General features: G+C 60.7%; 23 protein-coding genes and 1 pseudogene. 9 read left to right on the forward strand and 15 right to left on the reverse strand.

All coding sequences use genetic code 11. The features are described from left to right. Window positions 1–29: 29 nt before the first annotated feature. Window positions 30–458 (reverse strand): annotated as a pseudogene (locus tag CAG33_RS07090) (DUF3995 domain-containing protein); the annotation flags it as partial. Between the two features lie 93 nt (window positions 459–551). On the opposite strand from CAG33_RS07090, the gene CAG33_RS07095 reads away from it, so the two are divergent. After that, the gene (locus CAG33_RS07095; protein ID WP_085586377.1) at window positions 552–938 is read left to right on the forward strand and encodes a DUF2946 domain-containing protein; all 387 of its coding nucleotides are present in this window, start codon (window positions 552–554) and stop codon (window positions 936–938) included. A 92-nt stretch (window positions 939–1,030) separates the two neighbouring features. After that, the gene (locus tag CAG33_RS07100) at window positions 1,031–3,163 is read left to right on the forward strand and encodes a TonB-dependent siderophore receptor (protein ID WP_085637482.1); all 2,133 of its coding nucleotides are present in this window, start codon (window positions 1,031–1,033) and stop codon (window positions 3,161–3,163) included. Between the two features lie 43 nt (window positions 3,164–3,206). Here CAG33_RS07100 and CAG33_RS07105 read toward each other — a convergent pair whose 3' ends face one another. The 3 genes from CAG33_RS07105 to CAG33_RS07115 form a co-directional block, all read right to left on the reverse strand. Continuing rightward, a complete protein-coding gene (locus CAG33_RS07105; RefSeq protein ID WP_085586373.1) occupies window positions 3,207–4,217 on the reverse strand; it encodes an ABC transporter substrate-binding protein in 1,011 nt (336 codons plus the stop codon). A 127-nt stretch (window positions 4,218–4,344) separates the two neighbouring features. Further along, window positions 4,345–4,542 carry a hypothetical protein gene (locus tag CAG33_RS07110; protein WP_085586371.1) on the reverse strand — a complete coding sequence of 66 codons (198 nt, stop codon included), beginning with the start codon at window positions 4,540–4,542 and terminating at the stop codon, window positions 4,345–4,347. Further along, the gene (locus CAG33_RS07115) at window positions 4,539–4,988 is read right to left on the reverse strand and encodes a hypothetical protein (RefSeq protein WP_170930065.1); all 450 of its coding nucleotides are present in this window, start codon (window positions 4,986–4,988) and stop codon (window positions 4,539–4,541) included. The genes CAG33_RS07110 and CAG33_RS07115 overlap by 4 nt, the downstream gene beginning before the upstream one ends. Before the next feature lie 432 nt (window positions 4,989–5,420). Between CAG33_RS07115 and CAG33_RS07120 the strand changes: the two genes are divergently transcribed. Next, window positions 5,421–5,675 carry a hypothetical protein gene (locus CAG33_RS07120; protein WP_085637485.1) on the forward strand — a complete coding sequence of 85 codons (255 nt, stop codon included), beginning with the start codon at window positions 5,421–5,423 and terminating at the stop codon, window positions 5,673–5,675. Between the two features lie 5 nt (window positions 5,676–5,680). On the opposite strand, the gene CAG33_RS07125 is transcribed toward CAG33_RS07120, so the two are convergent. The 3 genes from CAG33_RS07125 to CAG33_RS07135 form a co-directional block, all read right to left on the reverse strand. Then, window positions 5,681–5,884 carry a hypothetical protein gene (locus tag CAG33_RS07125; protein ID WP_085637488.1) on the reverse strand — a complete coding sequence of 68 codons (204 nt, stop codon included), beginning with the start codon at window positions 5,882–5,884 and terminating at the stop codon, window positions 5,681–5,683. Between the two features lie 112 nt (window positions 5,885–5,996). Continuing rightward, entirely contained in the window at window positions 5,997–7,601 is a 1,605-nt protein-coding gene (locus tag CAG33_RS07130; RefSeq protein ID WP_085586363.1) for a methyl-accepting chemotaxis protein, read from the reverse strand. A gap of 223 nt (window positions 7,602–7,824) precedes the next feature. Continuing rightward, window positions 7,825–8,229, reverse strand: coding sequence for a TraR/DksA family transcriptional regulator (locus tag CAG33_RS07135; RefSeq protein ID WP_065260998.1), 405 nt, complete (start codon window positions 8,227–8,229; stop codon window positions 7,825–7,827). Window positions 8,230–8,693: 464 nt separating this feature from the next. On the opposite strand from CAG33_RS07135, the gene CAG33_RS07140 reads away from it, so the two are divergent. Continuing rightward, complete coding sequence (locus CAG33_RS07140; RefSeq protein WP_085633222.1) at window positions 8,694–9,569, forward strand: MurR/RpiR family transcriptional regulator; 876 nt, start codon at window positions 8,694–8,696, stop codon at window positions 9,567–9,569. 53 nt (window positions 9,570–9,622) lie between these two features. Here CAG33_RS07140 and CAG33_RS07145 read toward each other — a convergent pair whose 3' ends face one another. Further along, window positions 9,623–10,915 (reverse strand): hypothetical protein, encoded by a 1,293-nt coding sequence (locus CAG33_RS07145; RefSeq protein ID WP_139833038.1) that lies wholly within the window; start codon window positions 10,913–10,915, stop codon window positions 9,623–9,625. Window positions 10,916–11,228: 313 nt separating this feature from the next. Between CAG33_RS07145 and CAG33_RS07150 the strand changes: the two genes are divergently transcribed. From CAG33_RS07150 to CAG33_RS07160, 3 genes are all read left to right on the forward strand, one after another. Continuing rightward, a complete protein-coding gene (locus CAG33_RS07150) occupies window positions 11,229–11,834 on the forward strand; it encodes a glutathione S-transferase (RefSeq protein ID WP_085637494.1) in 606 nt (201 codons plus the stop codon). A 2-nt stretch (window positions 11,835–11,836) separates the two neighbouring features. After that, window positions 11,837–12,940 carry a DNA alkylation repair protein gene (locus CAG33_RS07155; protein ID WP_085637498.1) on the forward strand — a complete coding sequence of 368 codons (1,104 nt, stop codon included), beginning with the start codon at window positions 11,837–11,839 and terminating at the stop codon, window positions 12,938–12,940. Window positions 12,941–13,084: 144 nt separating this feature from the next. Continuing rightward, the gene (locus tag CAG33_RS07160; RefSeq protein WP_085637501.1) at window positions 13,085–15,238 is read left to right on the forward strand and encodes a KAP family NTPase; all 2,154 of its coding nucleotides are present in this window, start codon (window positions 13,085–13,087) and stop codon (window positions 15,236–15,238) included. Window positions 15,239–15,385: 147 nt separating this feature from the next. On the opposite strand, the gene CAG33_RS28185 is transcribed toward CAG33_RS07160, so the two are convergent. Both CAG33_RS28185 and CAG33_RS07165 read right to left on the reverse strand, forming a co-directional pair. Further along, a complete protein-coding gene (locus CAG33_RS28185; protein ID WP_139833039.1) occupies window positions 15,386–16,000 on the reverse strand; it encodes a hypothetical protein in 615 nt (204 codons plus the stop codon). Window positions 16,001–16,003: 3 nt separating this feature from the next. Then, window positions 16,004–16,345 carry a hypothetical protein gene (locus CAG33_RS07165; RefSeq protein WP_256576719.1) on the reverse strand — a complete coding sequence of 114 codons (342 nt, stop codon included), beginning with the start codon at window positions 16,343–16,345 and terminating at the stop codon, window positions 16,004–16,006. Between the two features lie 168 nt (window positions 16,346–16,513). Here CAG33_RS07165 and CAG33_RS07170 point away from each other — a divergent pair, with 168 nt between their 5' ends. Both CAG33_RS07170 and CAG33_RS07175 read left to right on the forward strand, forming a co-directional pair. Next, complete coding sequence (locus CAG33_RS07170; protein ID WP_139833040.1) at window positions 16,514–17,872, forward strand: hypothetical protein; 1,359 nt, start codon at window positions 16,514–16,516, stop codon at window positions 17,870–17,872. A 36-nt stretch (window positions 17,873–17,908) separates the two neighbouring features. Continuing rightward, entirely contained in the window at window positions 17,909–18,277 is a 369-nt protein-coding gene (locus CAG33_RS07175) for a hypothetical protein (protein WP_085580069.1), read from the forward strand. Between the two features lie 28 nt (window positions 18,278–18,305). Here the strand turns inward: CAG33_RS07175 and CAG33_RS07180 are convergent, their stop codons facing one another. The 5 genes from CAG33_RS07180 to CAG33_RS07200 form a co-directional block, all read right to left on the reverse strand. Continuing rightward, window positions 18,306–19,379 (reverse strand): NAD(P)/FAD-dependent oxidoreductase, encoded by a 1,074-nt coding sequence (locus CAG33_RS07180; protein ID WP_371857691.1) that lies wholly within the window; start codon window positions 19,377–19,379, stop codon window positions 18,306–18,308. Between the two features lie 79 nt (window positions 19,380–19,458). Continuing rightward, window positions 19,459–19,821 (reverse strand): DUF6124 family protein, encoded by a 363-nt coding sequence (locus tag CAG33_RS07185; RefSeq protein WP_085637513.1) that lies wholly within the window; start codon window positions 19,819–19,821, stop codon window positions 19,459–19,461. A gap of 454 nt (window positions 19,822–20,275) precedes the next feature. Next, window positions 20,276–20,692, reverse strand: coding sequence for a hypothetical protein (locus CAG33_RS07190; protein ID WP_085637516.1), 417 nt, complete (start codon window positions 20,690–20,692; stop codon window positions 20,276–20,278). A gap of 360 nt (window positions 20,693–21,052) precedes the next feature. Then, the gene (locus tag CAG33_RS07195) at window positions 21,053–21,481 is read right to left on the reverse strand and encodes a hypothetical protein (RefSeq protein ID WP_139831332.1); all 429 of its coding nucleotides are present in this window, start codon (window positions 21,479–21,481) and stop codon (window positions 21,053–21,055) included. A 94-nt stretch (window positions 21,482–21,575) separates the two neighbouring features. Next, window positions 21,576–21,884 carry a cupredoxin family copper-binding protein gene (locus tag CAG33_RS07200; protein WP_085633924.1) on the reverse strand — a complete coding sequence of 103 codons (309 nt, stop codon included), beginning with the start codon at window positions 21,882–21,884 and terminating at the stop codon, window positions 21,576–21,578. Between the last annotated feature and the right edge of the window lie 3 nt (window positions 21,885–21,887).

Genomic DNA, 21,887 nt, shown 5'->3' on the forward strand with positions numbered 1-21,887 from the left:
CTCGGGAGACGGGGTGTCTTCGCCGGCCCCATCGCCAGCAACCCCGCCCCCAACACCGTGCACAGCGGCGAGTAGAACCAGGTGTCGAGCCAGGCGAACCGCGAGGCCTTCACCTCCTTGAAGAAGCCCACCAGCTCCGAGTCGCCGATGGCCCGGGCGAACATCAGCAGCGCAATCGCGCTGATCACCCATTGCAGCGACCAGTGCTGCACCGTCGGCAACCACCACCCCACCCGCAGGCACACCAGCGCGGCCACCGACAGCAGCGCCGCCGCCACCAGCAACGTCAGCCAGCCCGACGGCTTGAACGCCGGCCGCAACGTCGCCGCGCCTTCGGCCACGGGCACGTGCGGAACCACCGCAGCCGCCGCCCACTGCCCGCCCAGGGCCCAATACACATGCACCAGGCTGATCACCGCGAACACCGTGACCAACCCTCGAGCCAAGACAAACGTCATGGTCGCGGTTCCTTGTTTTCGATTTGAACAAAATCATCCTAGACGGCATTTTTCCATGTGCACGACCGTTCGACCTTGGGTAAAGTGCCGCCCATGAAATTCACCCGTTCCGATCGCTCACTGCTGGCCTGGATGCTCTATTGCTGCGTCCTGTTCAACGTGTTCGCCTGCAGCATCGGTCACGGGCAAATGGTCGGGATGCAGCTCAACGGCCTCGGCGGCCAGTTCTGCGCGGTCGATCCGGCCACCCAGGCGCCGCTCGCCGCCACCCCTTCCGAAGAAAAACTGCCGACCCTGGCCAAGGCCTTCGGCTGCCCGCTGTGCTCCACCGGCGGCATGGGGCCGGCGTTCAACTCCAGCCTGACCCTGGCGATCCTGCCGGAACAGCACAGCCCGCCGCGGCCGGCCATCGTCAGCGCCGACCTCCCCGCCCGCTTCACCTGGCCTTCGGCCAACCCCCGCGCCCCGCCGCTCGCCTGAGTGCCCTTGCCTTTTTGATTCGTCAGCCCACTGCGCCAACGCGCGGCGTTCGCCTGTGCGCTGATTCCTAGACAAGCATTCAGGATTCAACGATGAAACAACTCACTTTGCTGGCGAGCCTGTGCGGCTGCCTGTCCGTCAACGCCTGGGCGCAATCGGCCGTGGACCTGGCGCCGATCACCATCGACGGCGAATCCGCCGCCGAACCGGGCCTGAGCCTGGACGGCTCCAGCGGCATGGCCTCGCGCCTGGGCCTGAGCGTGCGCGACACGCCGGCCTCGGTGGCGGTGGCGAACCGCAATGACATCGAACGCCACGGCGCGCAGAACTTCCAGGACGCCGCCAACACCCTGCCCGGCGTCAACGCCAGCGCCCCGCCGGGCTTCGGCGGGTTCGTGTCCTACCGCGGCTTCACCAGCAGCCAGATCACCCAGATGTTCAACGGCGTCAACGTCTCCGGCGGGCTGGCGCGGCCGGTCGATGCGTGGATCTACGACCGGGTCGAACTGGTCGGCGGCCCGTCGTCGCTGATCAACGGCTCCGGTTCGGTCGGCGGCTCGCTCAACTACGTGACCAAGCTCGCCACCCGCGACGAGCAGGCCGTCGAAGGCCGGGTCAGCTACGGCACCTTCGACGCCGTCGAAACCGCCTTCGGCCTCAACCATGCCCTGACCGAACCCGGCGCCGACGTGCAGCACTACGCGCGGCTGGACGTCAGCCACAACACCGGCAACGGCTACATCGACCGCCAGGAGCGGGACGCCTGGAGCGTGGCGTTCTCCCTGCTCAGCGACCTGACGCCCGACCTGTCGCACACCCTGGCCCTGGAATACCAGGACGAGCACGAAGACAGCCCGTACTGGGGCACGCCGGTGCTCAATCCCAAGGCGGGCGAGCTGAAGATCGACAAGCACAACCGCTTCAACAACTACAACGTCGAGGACGGCCGCTACGAACAGCGCACGATCTGGGTGCGCTCGATCATCGACTACCGGATCAACGACAGCACCACCCTGCGCAACACCCTCTACCACCTGGACAGCCAGCGCGACTACCGCAACCTGGAGACCTACCAGTACAACGCCGACAACAGCGCGGTGAACCGCTCCACCGCGTATCAGGTGCGGCACCAGGGCGAACAGAACGGCAACCAGTTCGAACTGCGCCACGACAACACCCTGTTCGGCCTCGACACCACGTGGTCCGGCGGCTTCGAGTACAAGGTCAACCAGACCACCAACTCGCCGCTCAACGTCAAGGGCGCGAGCACGGTCGACCCCGACAACTACCGGCCCGGGCACTTCTACGACATTCCCGGCACCAAGCCAGGCTTCGTCAGCGACAAGACCAACGAGGTCACCACCAAGGCCCTGTTCGCCGAAAACCGTCTGGCGCTGACCGACAAGCTGGCGTTGCTCACCGGGCTGCGCTACGACGACATCGACCTGGACGTGACCAACCACCGCACCGTGACCGCCAGCAACCCCAAGCACCTCAAACGCAGTTGGGAACCGGTCACCGGCCGCGTCGGGCTGACGTATCAGTTCATTCCGTCGGCCAACGTCTACGTGCAGTACAGCACCGCCGCCGAACAGCCGAACGGCACCCAGGACTTTGATGTCTCGACGGGCAAGCAGTGGGAGATCGGCAGCAAGTTCGACTACCTGAACGGACGTGGCTCGGCGACGGTGGCGGCCTACACGATCGAGCGCAAGGACTTCGCCGTGACCGATCCGCTGAACCCGACCCTAAGCATCCCGGTGGGCCAGCAGACCTCCAAAGGCATCGAGGTCGCCAGTTCGCTGCGCATCACCGACCGGTTGCTGGCCGAGGGCAACTTCGCCTGGGTCGATGCCCAATACGACGACTTCACGGAGAAGAACGCCGCCGGCGTGGTGGTCTCGCGCAAGGGCAACACGCCGACCAACGTGCCGGACCGCGTGGGCAACCTGTGGCTGACCTATGACTTCTCGCCGCAATGGCAAGGCGGGGTCGATGCGCGGTACGTGGCGTCGGTGTACGCCGACACGGCCAACACCATGACCGTGCCGTCGTACACGCTGTTCGGCAGTTTCCTGAGCTACAAGGTCGATGCGCATACCACCGTCACCGGCCGGGTGCGCAACCTGACCAACGAGGTGTACGCCGAGTTCGCCCATGTGTCGCCCGCGTACTACCTGGGCACGCCGCGCACCTTCGAGCTGGCGGTGCAGACGCGGTTCTGAGGGCGCGACCAGAGCGGTTGACCATTGAGGGCGCCGGCCTTGGTCACAGGCCGGCGGCCACTTTGTCCGCCACGTCCTTGGGCAACCAGGCCTGCCACACCTGCGGGTGATCCTTCATGAACGCCACCGCCGCCTCCCGCGGCGGTGTGTGTTTCTCGCTCATGCCGGCCAGGGCCTTGTTCAGTGCGTCGATGGGGAAATCGACCTTGGCGAAGAACGCCGCGATCTCCGGGTATTCCTTCTGGAACGGCGCCGACACGCCGATCGACAGCTTCGAGGCCAGCGAACGGGTCGGTTTCGGGTTGGGGTTGTCGGCGTCGGTCAGGGTTTTCCAGGCCTCGGCGTCGAAGGGTGGCTCTTGCAACTGGATCAGCTTGAATTTGCCGAGCAGCGGCGTCGGCGACCAGTAATAGAACAGCACCGGCTTGCCCCGGCGGATCGATGAACTGATTTCCGCATCCAGGGCCGCACCGGAGCCACTGCGAAAGTTGGTGTAGGCATCCTGCAATCCGTAGGCGATCAGCTTCTGCTTGTTCACCACCTCCGAAGTCCAGCCGATCGGGCTGTTGAGGAAGCGCCCCTTGGCCGGGTTCTCCGGATCCTTGAACACATCCTTGTACTTGATCAGGTCGCTGACGCTGCGCAGGTCCGGCGCCAGCGGCTTGATGCCTTTGGCCGGGTCGCCCTTGACCACGTACTCCGGCACCCACCAGCCCTCAGTGGCGCCCTTGACCGTGTCGCCGAGGCTGGCGACCTTGCCTTCGGCCTCGGCCTTGACCCACACCGGGCTGCGGCCGGCCCACTCTTCGCCGATGACCTGGATGTCGTTGTTGGCCAGCGCCGTCTCCAGGGTGATGGTGGTGCCCGGCAAGGTGTCGGTGGGTAGGCCGTAGCCCTTCTCGACGATGATCCGCAGCACGTCGGTGATCAGGCTGCCGCTCTCCCAGTTAAGGTCGGCGAAATGGATGGGCTTTTGCGCAGCGTTCGCCGCCGGCGTCGCCAGCAGGGCCCATGCGCTCAGGCAGGCGAAAAACCACTGTCGTAATCCGTTCATGCGTTGCACCTCGTGCTGTTCGCAGCAATAGCAGGACGGCCTGACAGAAGACCGCAAGCCTCTGAATACTCAGTCAACTGACTGTAGACGAGGTTCCTGCTTTTTCAGGGCATGACACGGACGAAGATCAGTTTTCAGACATTTCCTGCAAGCGCTGCAGCTCGCGTCTGACCATGCTGGCGTATTCCGCCGGGCGCAGGCCGTAGATCTGCGAGGCCACCCAACCGAGCCAGGCGCCTTTCAGCTCGGCCTTCGCGGCGTAGAGCCTGCGGGCCTCCTCACGGGCGCGGTCGAGGTGCTGCCCATGAAAGTCGGCACGGCTCACTCGCTGGCCTTGAACGTCACCAGCTCGCCCTTGCGCCACTTGGCGGCCTTGGCGGTGACGGCCTTGAGGGTCTTGGTCAGGCCTTCGGTCAACTGCGCGTGTGCGGCGAACACCGTCACCACGTTGTGGCCTTCCTTGAACACGATGGCATGGCCGTCGGCGGTGGTGACGAAGGCGTAGTCGCCCAGGCCGTAGACCACCAGCTTGATGTCACGAAAGCGGATGTCGAACTTGCCGCCTTCGCGGCTGGGCAGCACCGACGCGCTGAAATGGTCGCCGACCTTGAGCTTGAGCCCCGGCTTGTCGTCCACCACCAAGGCGCTTTCGGTGTCGATCTCCGCCACGTAAATGCCTTCGGCGTTCTGTTCGGTGACATACACGAAACGCGATTGGAACTGCTTGACCAGCTTTGCCCGCAAATCGCCCAACACGAACAAGGCATGCATATCGAGGTTACTGACTGCCAAAGAAACATCCCCACACTGGAAAAGAGTGCCGCACGCCGGAAAACGCGCACGGCAAAAAAGTGACGGCCGGGCCGACGGTATTGCCGAATGAATCAGGTGAAAGCCTGAGCGGGGCAGCGGCCCCTTCATCGCGAGGTTCGGTAAGACTAACGGAATGCCGCTCGCGGAATCTGCCCTGAAGTTCGCCGGACGTTGAAGGAAAACGCCTCGTCATGGGCCGGACAAAACCGACTACGAACTTTAGGGAAAAAACTTACTAAAAAAAGCATTTTTCCGACATATCGCCGGTAAAAAATTGCTTTAGATAAACAACGTTCGCCAACAGGCACTGGCGATTCTAGAGCACCGATGCTCGATACGACTACCCGCAACGGTAAACCAATGCCGATCCGACCACGAAAAGGACTTCACATGTGCAACCTGACCCACTTCGCCTTGCCCGCTCAGGCCCGTCCCGACGCCCTCCCATTCCCGCCGACGGCGGACGGCTACGGCCTGCAACGCAATGAACCCGTTACCGACGGGCCGCGCTATCGCGTGGTGCCGGCCGGTAACGGGTTCTTTCACATCAAGGAAACGTCTACAGGACGTGTGAGAGGATTCCGCAAGGATCACAACCAGGCCTGCGCCCTCGCCCGGTCACTGGAAACGCAAGCGGGCCTCTGAGCCGGTCAGTGCAGGTGGCCTTCAAGCCCGGCACTCAACTGCGCCAGCCAAGCGGCCCTGCACTCTTCCGCCTCGTCGCGGCTGGCGAACGCCGCCCCCCGGGGCTCGCCGTTGAGCAGCACCACCCAGCACACGCGCTGCCCCCGCGCCCGCAAGCCAGCGGGCACGGCACTGCCGATCACCGCCGCCACATCGACCCTGCATTGCATGCTGACCTCCCGAGACCATTAGCTACCTAACTATGCAGGCAGAGTAATGACTCAGGCCCCAGGGAAACAGCCGCCGGGATGCACAGCTTCATTGCAGGTGCGGCAACAATCCTCAGCGCGGCGCCTCAGGCTTGTAGCCCAGGCGCAATCCGCCCCAATGCCGGCCCTTGACGGTGATCGGCACCGACAGGTCGTGCATCAGCTCGCCGGTGTCGCGGGTGTAGGTCTGCAGCAGCACCGGCTGCTGGTGGCTGCCGCAGCGGATGCCGGTGCGGTCGGCGAACTTGCGTTTGGTGCGGTTGTTGACCGTGTCCGCCTGCTCGTCGCCGGTCAGCGGCTGGCTGAACACTTGGTTGTGGGTCGGCACGTAGCCCTGCTGGGTGCAGGCGATGGCGAACACCAAACCTTCGTGGCGCGGCAGCAAGGGTTCCTGGATCGCCGGCAGCACCTGGTCGGTGTAGCGGTCGAACCGGGTCTGATACTTCTCCGGCCGCGTGCCGGGGATCGGCTGGTAGTGACGGTCGAACAGGTCGTCGAGGCTGATCCGGCCTTGATCGACATCGGCCTCGAAGCGCGCGGCGATCTGCTCGGCCCCTTCGCGGGCCAGGTCGTAGATGCGCTGGTGGTAGTCATCCAGCCCGACCTCGGCCAGCCGTTCGCTGATGGTCTCGGCCTGGCCTTCCATCTGCACGGCGGCTTCGGCGAGGCGGCGGGTCTGCTGGTCGCTGATGGCCAGGTCGGCGCGCATCTGCTCGATGGCGGTGAACAGGCTGTCGAGCTGCTCGCGGTTGGTCTCGGCGCCCTGGGCGATCTCGCCCACTTGGGTTTCCACCCCGGCGGCCAGCCGGGCGATGTTTTCCAGGTGCTGGCCGGTGAGCTCGACCTGCTCCACGCCTGTGTGCAGGTCATCGGAGAGCTGGCGGATCTGCTCCACCACCTGTGCGGTGCGTTGCTGGATGTCGGCGACCATTTCGCCGACCTCGTCGGTGGCCGACGCCGTGCGCGCCGCAAGACCGCGCACCTCGTCCGCCACCACCGCAAACCCGCGCCCGTGCTCGCCGGCGCGGGCCGCCTCGATGGCGGCGTTGAGCGCCAGCAGGTTGGTCTGGCTGGCGATGGACTGGATCACCAGCGTGACGCGCTGAATGTCGTCGCTGCGCTGGCTCAGGGCTTCGATCAGCTCGCGGCTGTCGTTGGCGCGCTGGCTGAGCTGATGCATGCGCGAAATGGAATCGACCAGCACGGTATGCCCCGCCGCGCTGCTGTGGTGCGCCTCGCTGGCGGCGCCCAACGCCTGCCGGCTGAGCTGCGACGTGGCCTGTTCGGTGGCGATCATCACCTCGGCGTTGCTGACGATCTGCTGCGCCGCATCGAGCTGGGATTGCAGCTTGCCGGCCAGTGCCTTGACCGAAAACGCCACGCCGGCGGCGGACAGCGCGTTATGGCTGGTGGTGTAGGAAAGGTCGCGGGTCAGTTCGGCCATCGCGCTGCCGGTGTCGACAGGCCGGGCCTCAGGGGTGGCGCGGGAACGCAGTCGCGGCAGCCATACGATCAGCACCGCCAGCGGCATGCCCGCGTACAGCGGCCAGCCCCCCAGCGCCATGCCCGCCAGCAACAGCATCAGGGCGATGCTCTGCAGCGTCGGCGACAGCCAGCGGTTCTTCGGCAAAACAACTGGTGCAGGCAGAGCCTCAACCAGAGATCCATCTCTCGTCATTTCGTAACCCCACGCGTGTTCTCATTGTTGTGGCCGCATTAAACGCCACTACAACGCCATTATCCATGGTCCGTTAGTCGTGGGGTCTGTGGCAGGTCAATGGAACGGCGGGATTGTTACGGACGGCAAAACGCTTCGCGGGCAAGCCCGCTCCCACAAAGGTCCGGGTATCACCGTAAACCTTGTGGAGGCGGACTTGCCCGCGATGACCGCGTCGGCGCAATCAGGCCTGGCGCTGGTGCTTGTCGATCTGCTCGTGGCGCTCTTGGGCTTCGATGCAGTATTTGGTGGTCGGGCTGATCAGCAGGCGCTTGAGGCCGATCGGCTCGCCGCTGTCGTCGCACCAGCCGAAGCTGTCTTCCTTGATGCGCTCAAGGGCTTGTTCCAGTTGCGGCAGCATGCGCTGGTCGCGGTCGATCGCGTTCACCAGCCAGGTGCGCTCTTCTTCCACCGAGGCGGCGTCCGCCGGGTCAGCCGGGGTGTCCAGGCTTTCGATGGCAATACGGTTCTGCTCAATGCGCTCGTGGGTTTCGACTTTCATGTTCTGCAGCAGCTCAGTGAAGAAAGCGTGCTGCTCGGCATTCATGTAGTCATCTGCCGGCATGGCCAGCAACTTGTCCTTTGTCATTGATATCTCTAATAAAAAACGTGCATTAAGGCGAATTAGGGAGCGTTCCGGCGAACCGCCTGCGGTCATCGGAAAGGCATCGTTTATTGCAAACGCCACCCGGCACTCAATTTACGAAGGGGCGGCAGTCTAAGGCCCGATTGAGGCCTCAGCAACTGGAAATACAGGGAATTTGTCCGACAAAGCCCGGAAACCGCCCGCAGACGGGGTTCGCAGCGGCCATCGGAGTGCGTTTATAGCAAGAAATTCAGTCCAGCGGCTGTATATAGAAGACAAACGGCGATTGGGCGTGGCGCTTTGTCGCACCCCACCCTGAACGCGCAGGCCGGCGCGGTGCATCGATTCAGCAGCAAAACCATGGACTTAGGCTTCACAAAACGCCGCCCGGACTGGCTATCCTCAAGGCCGGCGACTCCTCGCCGCAGCCGCGTGCCCTTATAAAAGAACAGCCAGAAGGATTGCCCATGCCGTCCACCGATCAGCCGGTCAACGCCGAGCGCCTGCTGCAGCGGATCACCGACGAACACGACTCCCTGCCGCGCCAGCTCAAGCGCATCGCCGCCTACATGAGCCAGCAAAGCGAGCGGATCATGCTCGACCGCATCAGCGACATCGCCCATGAGTGCGAAGTGCACCCGTCGGCCATCGTACGCTTCTGCCAGCGCTTCGGCTTCAGCGGCTTCAGCGAGATGCAGGCGCTGTTCCGCGAGGCCTACACCCACAAGACCACGCCGGTGCAGAGCCACCAGAAACGCATCCGCACGCTGATCGCCGACAAGTCCCGGCCCACCACCGACAGCGACCTGGTCCGCGAATGCATCGCCGCCACCCTCTCCGGCATCGAACGGCTGGGCCTGGAACTGGACGACGCCGCGTTCGAAAAGGCCGTGGATCTGCTGGCCGGCGCCGACCACATCCATGTCATCGGCGTGCGCCGCTCCTTCGCCGCGGCCGACTACCTGGCCTACAACCTGCGCCACACCCAAAAGCGCATCCAGCTCATCTCCGGCCTGGGCGGCAGCTACCGCGAACAGATGCGCAGCGTGCGCGCCAACGACCTGGTGGTCGCCATCAGCTACACCCCCTACGCCAAGGAAACCCAGCACTGCCTGCGCCTGGCCCGGCAACAGCAGGCCAACACCCTGGTCATCACCGACAGCCACCTCTCGCCGCTGACCAAAGGCGCCGGTGCGGTGCTGCTGGTCAACGAGGGGCGTTCGTTCGCGTTCCGCTCGTTGAGCGCGACGTTGTGCCTGTGCCAGGCGTTGTTCATTGCGCTGGCGTACCGGTTGGGGTTGAAGGTGGAGGAGATGCAGGAGCAGGTGGGGTTTGAGGACTAGTGAGCAGGTGGCGAGTGCGGTGCACTCGCCGGTACACGAGCCCAGACCCGATGTCAGCGGTCTGTACCCATGATTTTGATGCCGGGAAGCATTAATGGCCCTGGGTCACCGCCGGGATCTGGCTCAAGCGGTTTGCCAGCTGCACCAGAAGGCTTGAGCGCCGCAATTTTGAAATGGATGCCTCGATATCCGATGGCGACAGGTTCCGCAAAGGCTTGCCGCAACGTGATGCCCAACGCCGATGACCGGACCACCGATCCGGTGACCCCGGGCAAGTCCGGCACGATCTGGCTGACCTTCTCCCTCAACTGATCGTTAACCTGTGCCAACTCGGACTTGACCCGATCGATCTCGGCTTGCTTGGCCGGCGGTTTAGGCGGCGTTGAACCTTCTTTGGGGGGCTTGTCTTCCTTCGGCTTCTCGCCTGCGACAGCGGGTTTGGGATCCTCCGGCTTGGGCTTGGGCGCCTCCGCAGGTGCTTGAGGCTTCGTTGCCGCTTCCCCGGTCAACTTGCCCAGTTGTGCCTCAAGGGATTTTTTCTTGTCGCTTAAATCGACCATCGCCAAGGTCACAGCCTTGAACGTGCTGCTCATACCCTCCTCTGAGGTCACCACCACATCAAGGGCACGGGCCAAATAGACATCCGTGACAAACACCAGTATCGGGGCAGCGGCGTTTGCCGTTTTCATCTGAGTTGCCTGCAGTTGATCAGCCGCCTCGCGCATTCTGCGAAGATCATCTTCCGTGTAACGGGTGGACGTCTCTTCGTCGAATCGCTTTCTCGCCAGCAGATACCTGGCCCCATACGTTTCAGCGCTGGGAACCGAATACGAAACGCTGTATTGAGAACGGCGCCCAAACCCCAGGGCGGACGCGATGGCGCTGCTGGTAACGTTGACCCCGATGTCGCTCTCGGCCAGTGAGGCAAAGGTAAACCCAGGAAACGCCACCAGACTGTTGACCTGTGTGCCATCGATTTCCATGGGTATGAGCGCCCGGGCCTGCACCGATCCGCTTCCCGAACCGTCGTCATAGGTGGCCAACGACGTGAACGTGTGTTTGCGCGCGGATTCGACAATCTGCGCATCGATATCGATGTAATCGAATTTCGTCGAAGCGAGGACGTAGTCGCCGGTGGAAAGTTTCTCGCCCGCCTTTGCCGCACGCGCAATAAACAGGTCACCCACTTCAACATTGCTACGGGGCGGATAGATCGCCTTGATACCCAGTTGCTCCGTATTGAGTGTCCAATTCTCGGCAACAACGCCCGGCTCGGGCTTTGAACTGCCACATCCGGTCAGTCCTATGCCCACAAGACACAACACCGTGAATCTATAACCGTACATGTCCCGCCCCCCTTGCTGTCCGTAAAGCACGACCTGATGCGTTCGCACCTTCCAAGGCCTCCACGTTCGCAAGGCCTTGGACTGCAAGGGACACATACCGACAAGTACTGAATCAGTGGGTCTGAACTTGTCTGCTTTTACCATCCCTGGTCGATGCTGGCACTTTGACTATAGAACCGGAACCACCCCCGGCAAGGCCCGCAAAGCCCTTTATTTTCGGGTGTTTCATCCCCGTTACGGCATGCGGGTGTAGTCAACCGCCAGACCGAACCGCTACATTCGACTCCCATAACAAACACCCAGGGAGCTGCACATGAAACTGATCGGAATGCTCGACTCACCCTATGTCCGCCGCGTGGCCATCTCCGCCCAGTGCCTGGGCATCGAGCTTGCGCACGAACCGGTGTCGGTGTTCCGCCATTTCGAGCGCTTCCAACAGATCAACCCGGTGGTCAAGGCCCCTACCCTGATCCTCGATGACGGCCAGACGTTGATCGACTCGACCCTGATCATCGACTACCTCGAAACCCTCTCCGGCCAATCCCTGCTGCCCGCCCACCCCGCCGCGCGCGTACGCGCCCTGCACCTCATCGGCCTGGGCCTGGCCGCGTGCGAAAAAGCCGTGCAGCTCTACTACGAGCGCAACCTGCGCCCGGCGGAGATCCAGTTCCAACCGTGGGTCGAGCGGGTCGAAGGCCAACTCGCCGCCGCCTTCACCGCCCTTGAACTCGAACTGCAACGGCAACCGCTGCCCACCGACGGCGCACTGATGCAGGACGGCATCACCCTGGCCGTCGCCTGGAGCTTCACCGGCCTGGTGGTCCCCGACCAGATCGACGCCGCCCGCTTCCCGCACATCGCCCACTACACCGCGTACGCCGAAGGCCTCGACGCCTTCGCCCGCACGCCGATGAACTGACCATGAGCACCCCCGCCACCGCCGCCCCCGCGCTCAAGGAAATCTTCAACGCCGAACGCCTGCGGCACATCGCCGACGAGATGAGCGCCGTGTACCCGGCGTTCAAGGCCAAGGCCTTTCTTAAACAAGCCAACGACGGCCTCGCAGAGCTCTCGGTGATGCAACGCATGGCCCGCGTCAGCGAATGCCTGCACGCCGTGCTGCCGCTGAGCTACGAAGACTCGCTCGCTGTCCTGCGCGACCTCGCGCCCCGGCTCAACAGCGCCTTCGTCAGCATGACCCTGCCGCACTACGTCGCGAGCTACGGCGGCCACGCGTTCGACACCTCGCTGGACGCGCTCCACTACTTCACCGCGTTCGGCTCCTCCGAATTCGCCATCCGCCACTTCCTGCGCAGCGACCTGTCCCGCACCCTGGAACGCATGCACGACTGGGCCCGCGACGACAACCACCACGTCCGCCGCCTCGCCAGCGAAGGCAGCCGCCCGCGCCTGCCCTGGTCGTTCCGCCTCGAACCGGTGCAGGCCGACCCGCAACTGGCGGCCGGCATCCTCGACCGGCTCAAGGCCGACGACAGCCTCTACGTGCGCAAATCCGTGGCCAACCACCTCAACGACATCACCAAGGAACACCCGCACTGGGTGCTCGACACCGTAGAGGGCTGGTCGCTGGACAACAAACACACCGCCTGGATCGCCAAACACGCCCTGCGCAACCTGATCAAACAAGGCAACCCCCGCGCCCTGAGCCTCATCGGCGCCGGCGCGAAGGCCGAGGTCGAGTTGCTGGACGTGAAGGTGGAACCGGCAGTGGTACGGCTGGGGGACACGATCACACTGTCGTTCACCGTAAAGTCCACCGTGCCCGAGGCACAGCGGTTGGTGATCGATTACGCGATCGACTACGTGAAGGCGAACGGCGGGACATCGCGCAAGGTGTTCAAGTTGAAGGGGTTGGATTTGGCGGGATTTGGGGAGGTTGAGGTGGTGCGGCGGCAGCAGATCAGGGATTTCACGACACGCAAGCATTATGCGGGGTGGCATGGGGTGGAGGTGATGGTGAATGGGGAGCGGTTGGGGGGTGGGGGGTTTGAGGTTGAAGTATGAACAAGGCGAGTATCTGGTCGACCGTTTGACCGGAAAGAGTTTGCATTCTGCCGAAGGCGGTCTCTATGCATCTATTTACAGACGTGCGCTAAATTTATATACCAAAATAATTGTATCCCAAATACGGAAGTGAAGAACTGAACTATGGAAAGCAATGATCATCTCGCGCGTCAAGATCGCCCCATCAACAACGCTGAAGCAGATGCATTGGATCGTGGCCCATTCATCGCCAGCCTTATCAAAGCGCTAGTTCACACAGAATGGAACGCCGAGGGAGAAGTCACTCGCCGCGCAACAGGTTTTGTAATAGGCCTTACCGGTGAATGGGGACTTGGAAAATCGAGCATCCTTAACTTGCTTAGCACAGAATTAAAGAAGCTCGATGGCGTTGTAGTTGCAACTTTGAACCCATGGCTTTTCAAAGGACGCGACGAATTGCTACAAGCATATTTCAGCAGCTTACGTGAAGCACTCGGCCGCAGCAACAGCGAAAGAATAAGAGAGGTACAGATACAGCTAGAACGATACAAGGCTTCCATTGAGTTTGCAGGCACTTCAGTTGCCGCCATAATTGATATTTTTGGCAGTGGTGGCGCTACTACTCTTTGGGGAAAATGCATCGCCAAAATCCTTAAGACGCTGCCCAAACCAAAAGATCTATCAGCGAATCAAGAAAGAAAAAAACTCGAAGCAAAACTTGCCAAGGCAAACGTACCGGTCGTTGTATTAATAGATGAACTAGACAGAGTTGAGGATGACGAAGTTCGCGCAGTGGCTCAACTTGTGAAAGCCGTAGGTGATATCAGAGGTATCTCATATCTGGTCGCCTACGATCCTGATCGTGTGGCACAAGCGCTCGGAAGAGGAAACGATCCCACGGAGCGAAAGCAAACTGGAGAAAGCTACATAGAGAAAATTATCCAGTTTCCGATCTCACTACGACCGCTTTTCGCAGATGATGTCAAGGCGCTGATAAATAATTCTTTACGAATCAATCGCATTAAACTGCCAGACATCAAAGAGCCATACCAAGAGGAAATCATTCAACAAATTATCCAGGCCGCTCGCACTCCCCGTGAAATCAAACGACTGGTCGGCGCATTCGCTGTACTGGAAGAAATAGTACGTGGCGAGATATGTCCCTATGATGTCTTAGGATACAGTTGGCTTATCACAAAAGCTCCTGCAGTACGAGACCTTATCGTCAACAACCTTGAGGCCGTGATTGATGACCCCAACCTTAATGAACTTTTGAAAAGAAACGTCTTACGCGAAAACAACAATAACAAAGAAGTCTCTGTTACTGACATATTAGGTTCTGGCGCAGATGCCTATCGCGAGATTCTTCAAGTACTTTTTCCTCGTTTCAGCAAAAAAAACATAGCTCCCAACGGAAAAAGGATCGCTAAACGTCGAAACCTGATACGCATGCTCTACCTCGGCAATCCACCAGGCATGATGCCTAGGACTGAAATTGAAAAAATCTGGAGCATCGATAACATCGAAAAAATGGAGAAAATCATTGTAAATCTCCAGCGGAGCGAAAAATTTCCTGCGTTGTTTGATCGACTTGGCGACTTACTTCTAGAACTTCCTCATAGCGGAGACAAGATTTTCTGGGTTGCGTTGGCCCGTACTCTTATTCGGCAGCAAGACTGGATCAAGAGCGAAGAATCCCTTGGCTCTTTGGTGGAGGATGTAGGGTTCACTTTGTGGCAGCATGTGAGATCCGGCTCTGAAGGCACGATACGTGTTAAATCAACCGTTGAGGCTTTGATAGCGGATGGCGATCTTCTCGTAGTGCCATGGCTTTTACGGAAGCATCTTCACGCCCACAACCTTACACACCACTCACGCCCGAATGATGGCGAGGTTATTTACAACAAGAACGAAACATCAAAACTACTGGAGCAAGAATTACCTCGCTATCGCCGCGCCATCATGGATGAAACTGCACTGCGTCGACTCCCTAACATGGAGGCAATTTATTGCATCGCCAATAGCGAACGGTGGGACAACGAACTCAGGAGCAACCTAACAAAGCAACTAAGCAACATGAACGCTATCACAACCTTTGCGGCCCTAACAGTTCGACCAGGCTATGTTAGCGACCGAAAAAGCATGAATGAATTGATTGATGTCGACACAGTTCTAGACACCGCCGACAAACTAGAAGAAGAACTTGGGCTTCCAGAAAACCTCTGGCTTACCGCCTCATTCAAGCGCCTTCAATCCACATTGCGCGGCCTGGATCCTTCTCATATTGAAAGTTTCAACGCCCCCAATGACGACGCCTGATAAAAGATTCTAGCTATACATGTGCCTTTAACCAAGCATAAAGAACCATGGCGATCACGGCTATTCCTCTCACCAACAATAAACCACACACCAGACTCTAGCACCCTTAAGAAAACTGGGGCGCGCTTTTAACAAAACTCGCCCCCTTCAAGACTCCAACATCAACTCCAAACTAGAAATCCAAATCTCAGAAGCTGAATACCTCGCATAATAGCTAGCCCTCTCCACCCGGTTCAAACTCAAAAAAAACATAGAAAAATATGTATCATTATAGTACCCCTGTGCTCCTTGCATATCGCCGCCCCACCAAGACGCATTGTAGTTCTCAAACACAACCCACGGCGGAGGAACTGCAAACCTCTTCTCACCAAGACTTTCTAAAAAACCAATATCGTTGGTAATCAACCGAACCGTTGCGACTTTAAATTCCCTTTTTGATACAGAAACAACTAACCGACTATTTTTGATTTCATCCAGATAGCACCGCACCACCAAACCATTCACATCAATTTCATCGCAAGCAGCAAAACGCTCACCAACCAGAGCCTGAAACTCACCAACCTCAGCCACATCCATAACAAAATCCGAATAGAACGCCTGCACCCCCAAACCAACTAACGAGGCAAAAACAGGATAGCAGCACTCCCCACGAGGAAACTCTTGCAGTTCGGCCCTAAAAATCGCCTTAAGCTCTGAAATCGAATACCCAAGAACGCTCTCTTCGGAGGCAGGTTGAAAAACCCGTTTTATAAATCCAAACAACACTCACTCCTTCTCAAGACACTTAAACACCCAAGCGTAAACCTTCATTCCCTTAACCTCCTCCCCAACAGCCCCCACACCAAGACACACCCCATCCTTGATGTAATTGAAACTGCAATACCTAACCCCCTCCGTACAAGACTCAATCTCCGAGTAGCCCTTCCTCATAAGGATGCTCTCCACCCCAAACTCACCCGCGTAGGTAGGGTTCGGCTTCCACCCACTGTTGATCAACGCCTTTCTGGCACTGACAAACGGCATCCCTTCTTTGATAGGAACATCGACCGCCTGAGCACAGAAGCTGACCACACAAACGAGGCCGACTAGCCGTTTTCTAAGTTCCAATTAGCAGTCCACCAAATCCCTTATGTGTTTTTTCCACTTCATCGCACTCAGTGCAGGGCTGACCCGACGGTTTCCAGCGAGCCGTTCCAAATCCCCCCCTGAACAGGCATGCTACCCCCACGCCACCGTTCAAACTCAGGGATATTCAGCTTCATGTGGAAAAGTTGGTTGCAACGATTCATCGGCAAAACACCCGCCACAGCAGACACCCTACGCCACACAGCCGCAGATGCAGCCGCCGCAACCCCAGTCACCACAGCCACGCCACTAGATCCCTCCCCCCTCCGTGACTGGACGTTGCTTATCACCTCGTGGAGCGGATTCGACCGGGAGGCTGGCCTGCAGGCGGTTCGGTCTTCTCTGTCGGCGGAACGGTTGGCGGCGATCATCGTGCGGCTCAATGATTGGGTGCCTCAGGTTCGCGCAGTCGCGCGCGAGGCTTTCGAAGACTACCTGACGCCGCAGCATGCCGGTTGGCTGGTCGCTCAGATGCCCGCCATTCTGGCGCTTGAGCATCGCCATCGCGACGACCACCGTTCGACGATCAACAAGCTTGAAGCATTGCTGGCAACGCCTGAATGCGTCGAGCGCTGCGCGGCGGGTTTCGACGCCAGCCGAGGCTCGTGCGCGCGGTTGCTGTTTCGGGTGCTCGTTCAGACGAAGGTTGAGGATGAACGGGAGGCGTTTCTGGTGTCGTGCCTTCACCATGTCGACTTCAGCGTGCGCCGCTTGGCGCTCGGCAAGGCGATGGAGCTTGAGCCGGCGTCGGCCCAGCGGGCCATCGCGTTCGGGCTCGCCAGCAAGAGCAGCATCCTCAGGAGGCAGTCGTTCCTGGAAGCGATCCGCTTGCAGGCCGGCCGCACCCAATTGATCGAAGCGTTTTTGCTGGATCCGTCGCCAGCGGCACGGTCCACTGCGCTGTGGGCCGCCGGAAAGTACGGCGTCGACCCGCTGCAGATGCTGCAGGCCCAGTTGGCGGGCAAGTTGCCTGCCACAAAGGCCCGCTGGCTCGGCCTCCTCGGGTTGGCGCAGGACCTGAAGCTGCGTATTCCTGAACACTGGATGACCGCGGCCTTGAGCCAAAGCAGCGGCGCGGTGCGTTCGCTCGTGTTGATGCTCGAAGGGGAAGACAACCCTGAGAGGCTGATCGCCGCGGTCGCAGAGCCGGCCCGGGCCGTTTTTGAGGCCGGCGTCCTGGGTTTACGCACTCAGCCTTGGAGCGTCATCGGCTCGCCGCTCACCCATCAGCTCGACACGATTTGGGCAACGCTGTCACCCACCCGGCGCCTGGCGCTCCTTGAACTGATGCCCAAGTGGAGCCAGGCAGGGTATCTGCTCAAGCAGCTTGACCACAGCCCTTGCGAGCCGTCGGCGCTTGAGCAGCTCAGCATTTGGGTCGACACCCAGCCCTACGCCATCAACGACCGAGAGACGCCAAAGGACGAGCGTGACCGGATCGTTGAACAGCTGAAGGCAATGGAGGCCGCTCGGACATTGCCTGCGGGCTCCGTGGCCAGGCTGATTTGAAAGGGCGTTAGCCCAGAACGGGAAGAAGGAACACTCATGCAGATCATCACCCTCGATCGAGACAGCGTGCATGCTGGGGATGACCTGCACAGCCACAGGACTTCGATCAGGATCGATCCCACCGCCACGCTGGACGGCTTGTTCGAAGCGATACAAGGCACCGGCTACCTTCCCGGCATCAGTGGCGGACTGGCGACCTGGATCATCTGTTCATCCGGCAAGCCCATCGGTGTTTTTGCTCAGCAATGGCCCACGCCTAAGTGGCTTGTCCCGGCCGAGCGCACTGTCGGTCAATTTTTTGCGGGGGCCGAACCTTCGCTGCTGTTCCGGTATTGGTGCCAGGCGAATCCAGACGCTGTCTTTTCCCACATCAACGCCGGAGATGAGCCGCCGTCCCGGTTCTAGGATTTGTCCGAGACCTGCTAGCACCCCACTAAGCCCGGAAAAACCGATCCGGCCGACAAGGATCAAGCTCTCCTGCCACCCTTCCGTCGATGATCTCCTCACTGACAAGCCGCCCCACCACCGCCGCCAACACAACCCCAGGGTGCATGGCGCACACATAGACACCGCCCACATTGGGCAGATAACCAATGACGGGAACGCCATCGGCCGGCATGGGCCTGAGGCCGACGCAGGCCCACTCCGGTTCAAGGGACTCAGCCACATGGAGTTCGTTCTGAATGGCCTGGGCCGTCCGGCGTGCGATCGCTGCCGGTTGGTTTTCTGCGGTGTCGTCCAGGTAATCCTCTGCCGCCAGCAACGCGCCGTCCGCGCTTTGCCGCACTTCCATGTCGGGGCTGGAGATGAGGGTATGGACGAGGTTGGGCGGTGCGCTGTAGCGGATGAAAATGGCGGGCGAGGCGTTGATGGGCAGGGGCGCGCCCAGCCTCTCTGTCAGCTTCGCGGTGCCTGTGCCGGCGGCCAATACGACGACATCGGCATGGAGGGTGCCTCGGGTGGTTTCGACGGCGGTCACCCTTTCGGCCTGCGTCACGAAACCGAGCACTCGCGTCTGGGTGAGCGTTTTCGCTCCGTGTGCCTCGGCGCCCGCGATCAGCGCATGCGAGGCGGCCACGGCGTCCAGCGCGCCTTCTTGCGCCGCGTACCCGGCGGATTGAGGCGGGTTCTTGAGGTTGGGTTCGAGGTCGAGGATCTGCGAACGGGTCACCCGGTTGGCCGGCGGTACGTCACCCGCCGTCACGCCGTAGGTCAAGGCGCCTGTCCAGCGAATCTTCAGGTCGGGCACCTGGGTTTCGAGCCGGTGGTATTCCTCGATGGCAACCCCGCGCAGTGGCGCAATCGGGTCGGGTTCGGGGTGCGAGGTGTTGAGCCAGGCGAATGAGCGGCCGGTCACGCCCGATGCGATCTCTTCGGCCTCGACCACGGTGACCTGCGCACCGTGCCGGGCCAAGTGATACGCCAGCGATGCACCGACGATGCCTGCGCCCACGATGATGATTCGTTTGTCCTGACCACCTTCCATATCAACCTCCGTTCTGTCGATGTGCCGATGGTAGGACAGAGGGGCCTGCAACCCAAGCCATCAGATGCAGGCCCCGCCGTCGTCGCAAAACGCCTCGGCCCTACCCCTTCGGCTCGACGTTATCCAACGCCTGCCCCACCGCCACTTCCCCCAGCATCACCAACTGCGCGATGCCGATCGCGGTGCGGCGGTGGCCGGTGTCGAGGACGGCGGCGAAGTTGTTGAGCATTTCGGAGGCGGCGCCGAGGTTTTCGCAGGCGTTGGCCAGCAGGGATTCGGTGTCGTAGGCCGGGTTGGGCAGGTACATGGGTTCGGCCGCGTTGGCGCTGGCCATGATGGAGGGGGCCGGGTTGAGGTAGTGGTCGAGGGCGCGTTCGGCGGCTTCGTTGAGTTTTCTGGAATCGATGGATTCGTAGGGGGATGCCGGATCGAGGATGGGCGGATTGGGTGTGGGTTTGATCATGGTGAAACTCCCGACGCAAGAACGGTTAGGAGCCAGCACCCTCGCTACCAAACGATGGGTGGAGGCCATACGCAGGTTGGTAGACCGGTCGTCAGGAACCCCGGCGCACCCGAGGGTGCCCCGCGCATGACCACCATAAAACAGAGACGATGAAGTCCCCGCAAGACAGTAGTCTTGTGCTTCTGACGGAAGACGGGCTACCAAACCCGATCACTGTTTCCCAGTGACCCGAAAACGATAAAACCCGCACCCCAGCCGCACAAGCCGGCGGATTCTGGCCCACGCGTAGGCCATGGCGCAAGGCATCGTGGGCATTGACCCATGACCGGATGCGTCACTTAAACAGCAACGCCGACAGCTGTTGAAACGGCCCGCCACCGAACCGCTTCAGAAAAAGGGGACTGGTGTATTTGAGCAATACATCAGTCCCCATTTGCCCCCATTCACAAGCTCGTTACTGACCCGCGTCGCCGCCATTGGGTTCGGCAGGCGCCTGCGGGCATTCATCGGCCCATCGCGTCACCGTCATGTCTTTGAGTTGCTCACCGATGGTGTCGACGCGCAAGCAGGCGCCTTTCTTTGAATAGAACAGGATGCAGCGCGAGCTATCAAAGGAGCAGGTATCAAGTTCCAAAAATTTGCGTGCAGCCAGCTCGCGCTCGACACCGCTGTACTCATAGCCATCGCCGGTGTGCATCGGGGTTGGCTTCCATCCTTGTTTGATCAACTTGGACCTGGCCGCCACCAAAGATTCACCGACGGCGATGCCTGCTGGCCCCTGTTTGTCGTTTATCGCCTGTGAACCACCGGCAAATGCCAAGCTGGTTCCCGCGCCATACATTGCGAGGAGCAAGAGGATCGGGGCCTTCATTTCGCAGTGCCTCCAGCTGACTTGTAGCTCGCCAAGAACTTGGGATACTCGGCGTAGGGTTGGGGTGGATAGTGGTTCTTCTTGCCAGGCCCTTCCGGGACCCAGTGACCCGAAAACGATAAAACCCGCACCCCAAGGCGCACAAAGCGCACAAAGCGCACAAAGCGCACAAAGCGGCGGATTCTGGCCCACGCGTAGGCCATGGCGCAAGGCATCGTGGGCACTGACCCATGACCGGATGCGTCACTTAAACAGCAGCGCCGACAGCTGTTGAAACAACCCGCCACCGAACCGCTTCAACATGAAACCTGGCCCCCTCCGGGCGAAGGGGGTCAGGCAAACAGGAGGGTGTCGCAGAACTCAGACAGGGTCACCGGCAGGCCCCACCGGCACGACAGCGGCAACCGCTGCCACCGGTGCGATCACTGGCGCCTCCTGGGCCTTCTTCACCGCGACTTTCTTCAGTTCCTTGGCCTGGGTGGCGTACGTCAGGGCGGTGTTCCAGAAGCCGGAGCCGCCGCTGGCCAACAGGCCCAGGCAGACGACGCCGAAGTCGCTTCTCAAGAACGGGATGTCCGCCGGAATCGCTTCCCGGGACAACAGCACCGTCACCACGCCGCCGACCACGGCCAGTATCTGCAGGTAGGATCGGCGCCGCGCCTCGACCTTCGCATCGTCGCTGGTCTGATTCAGCATCGGGATGAAGCCTTTGACGATCTCGACCAGCCGTTCGGTGGCGATGCTCATGCCCAGTACAAAACCAATCAATGAAATCAGAGTGTTGTCCATAACGGTCTCTTCGCGCGCAGGGTTCATGGGGGGTGGCCCCGCAGGACCACTCCTTCACTATAGGCCGCGGCACGGGGCACGCTTGGGCGGGTGATCATTGGGTCACCACGATCTTGCCGATCATCTGCGGGTGCAGCACGCAGAAGTAGTCGAACTCGCCGGGCGTATCGAACACCCAGGAGAACGTGTCATCGGTGTCCAGCGCCCCCGAGCGGAACGCCTTGTGGGTTTCCGCCACGGTGTGGGGGATCTGGTCGTCGTTCACCCACGTCACTTTGGTGCCCACGGCCACGGTCAGGTCCTTGGGGCCGAACATGAATTCCTTGATGTCGATCTTCACGTCCTGCGCCCACGCCGGCACCGACAGCATCAGGCCGACCACGGCCAACAGTCGCGTTTTCATTTG

It is taken from the genome of Pseudomonas sp. B3(2017), assembly GCF_002113595.1.
Taxonomy (GTDB): domain Bacteria; phylum Pseudomonadota; class Gammaproteobacteria; order Pseudomonadales; family Pseudomonadaceae; genus Aquipseudomonas; species Aquipseudomonas ekonensis.

What these genes read in the sequence shown, in the direction of transcription:
- CAG33_RS07095 (WP_085586377.1), top strand. Translation starts at nt 552, where the DNA reads ATGAAATTCACCCGTTCCGATCGCTCACTGCTGGCCTGGATGCTCTAT.
- CAG33_RS07100 (WP_085637482.1), top strand. Translation starts at nt 1,031, where the DNA reads ATGAAACAACTCACTTTGCTGGCGAGCCTGTGCGGCTGCCTGTCCGTC.
- CAG33_RS07105 (WP_085586373.1), bottom strand. Translation starts at nt 4,217, where the DNA reads ATGAACGGATTACGACAGTGGTTTTTCGCCTGCCTGAGCGCATGGGCC.
- CAG33_RS07115 (WP_170930065.1), bottom strand. Translation starts at nt 4,988, where the DNA reads ATGCATGCCTTGTTCGTGTTGGGCGATTTGCGGGCAAAGCTGGTCAAG.
- CAG33_RS07120 (WP_085637485.1), top strand. Translation starts at nt 5,421, where the DNA reads ATGTGCAACCTGACCCACTTCGCCTTGCCCGCTCAGGCCCGTCCCGAC.
- CAG33_RS07125 (WP_085637488.1), bottom strand. Translation starts at nt 5,884, where the DNA reads ATGCAATGCAGGGTCGATGTGGCGGCGGTGATCGGCAGTGCCGTGCCC.
- CAG33_RS07130 (WP_085586363.1), bottom strand. Translation starts at nt 7,601, where the DNA reads ATGACGAGAGATGGATCTCTGGTTGAGGCTCTGCCTGCACCAGTTGTT.
- CAG33_RS07135 (WP_065260998.1), bottom strand. Translation starts at nt 8,229, where the DNA reads ATGACAAAGGACAAGTTGCTGGCCATGCCGGCAGATGACTACATGAAT.
- CAG33_RS07140 (WP_085633222.1), top strand. Translation starts at nt 8,694, where the DNA reads ATGCCGTCCACCGATCAGCCGGTCAACGCCGAGCGCCTGCTGCAGCGG.
- CAG33_RS07145 (WP_139833038.1), bottom strand. Translation starts at nt 10,915, where the DNA reads ATGTACGGTTATAGATTCACGGTGTTGTGTCTTGTGGGCATAGGACTG.
- CAG33_RS07150 (WP_085637494.1), top strand. Translation starts at nt 11,229, where the DNA reads ATGAAACTGATCGGAATGCTCGACTCACCCTATGTCCGCCGCGTGGCC.
- CAG33_RS07155 (WP_085637498.1), top strand. Translation starts at nt 11,837, where the DNA reads ATGAGCACCCCCGCCACCGCCGCCCCCGCGCTCAAGGAAATCTTCAAC.
- CAG33_RS07160 (WP_085637501.1), top strand. Translation starts at nt 13,085, where the DNA reads ATGGAAAGCAATGATCATCTCGCGCGTCAAGATCGCCCCATCAACAAC.
- CAG33_RS07175 (WP_085580069.1), top strand. Translation starts at nt 17,909, where the DNA reads ATGCAGATCATCACCCTCGATCGAGACAGCGTGCATGCTGGGGATGAC.
- CAG33_RS07185 (WP_085637513.1), bottom strand. Translation starts at nt 19,821, where the DNA reads ATGATCAAACCCACACCCAATCCGCCCATCCTCGATCCGGCATCCCCC.
- CAG33_RS07190 (WP_085637516.1), bottom strand. Translation starts at nt 20,692, where the DNA reads ATGAAGGCCCCGATCCTCTTGCTCCTCGCAATGTATGGCGCGGGAACC.
- CAG33_RS07195 (WP_139831332.1), bottom strand. Translation starts at nt 21,481, where the DNA reads ATGGACAACACTCTGATTTCATTGATTGGTTTTGTACTGGGCATGAGC.
- CAG33_RS07200 (WP_085633924.1), bottom strand. Translation starts at nt 21,884, where the DNA reads ATGAAAACGCGACTGTTGGCCGTGGTCGGCCTGATGCTGTCGGTGCCG.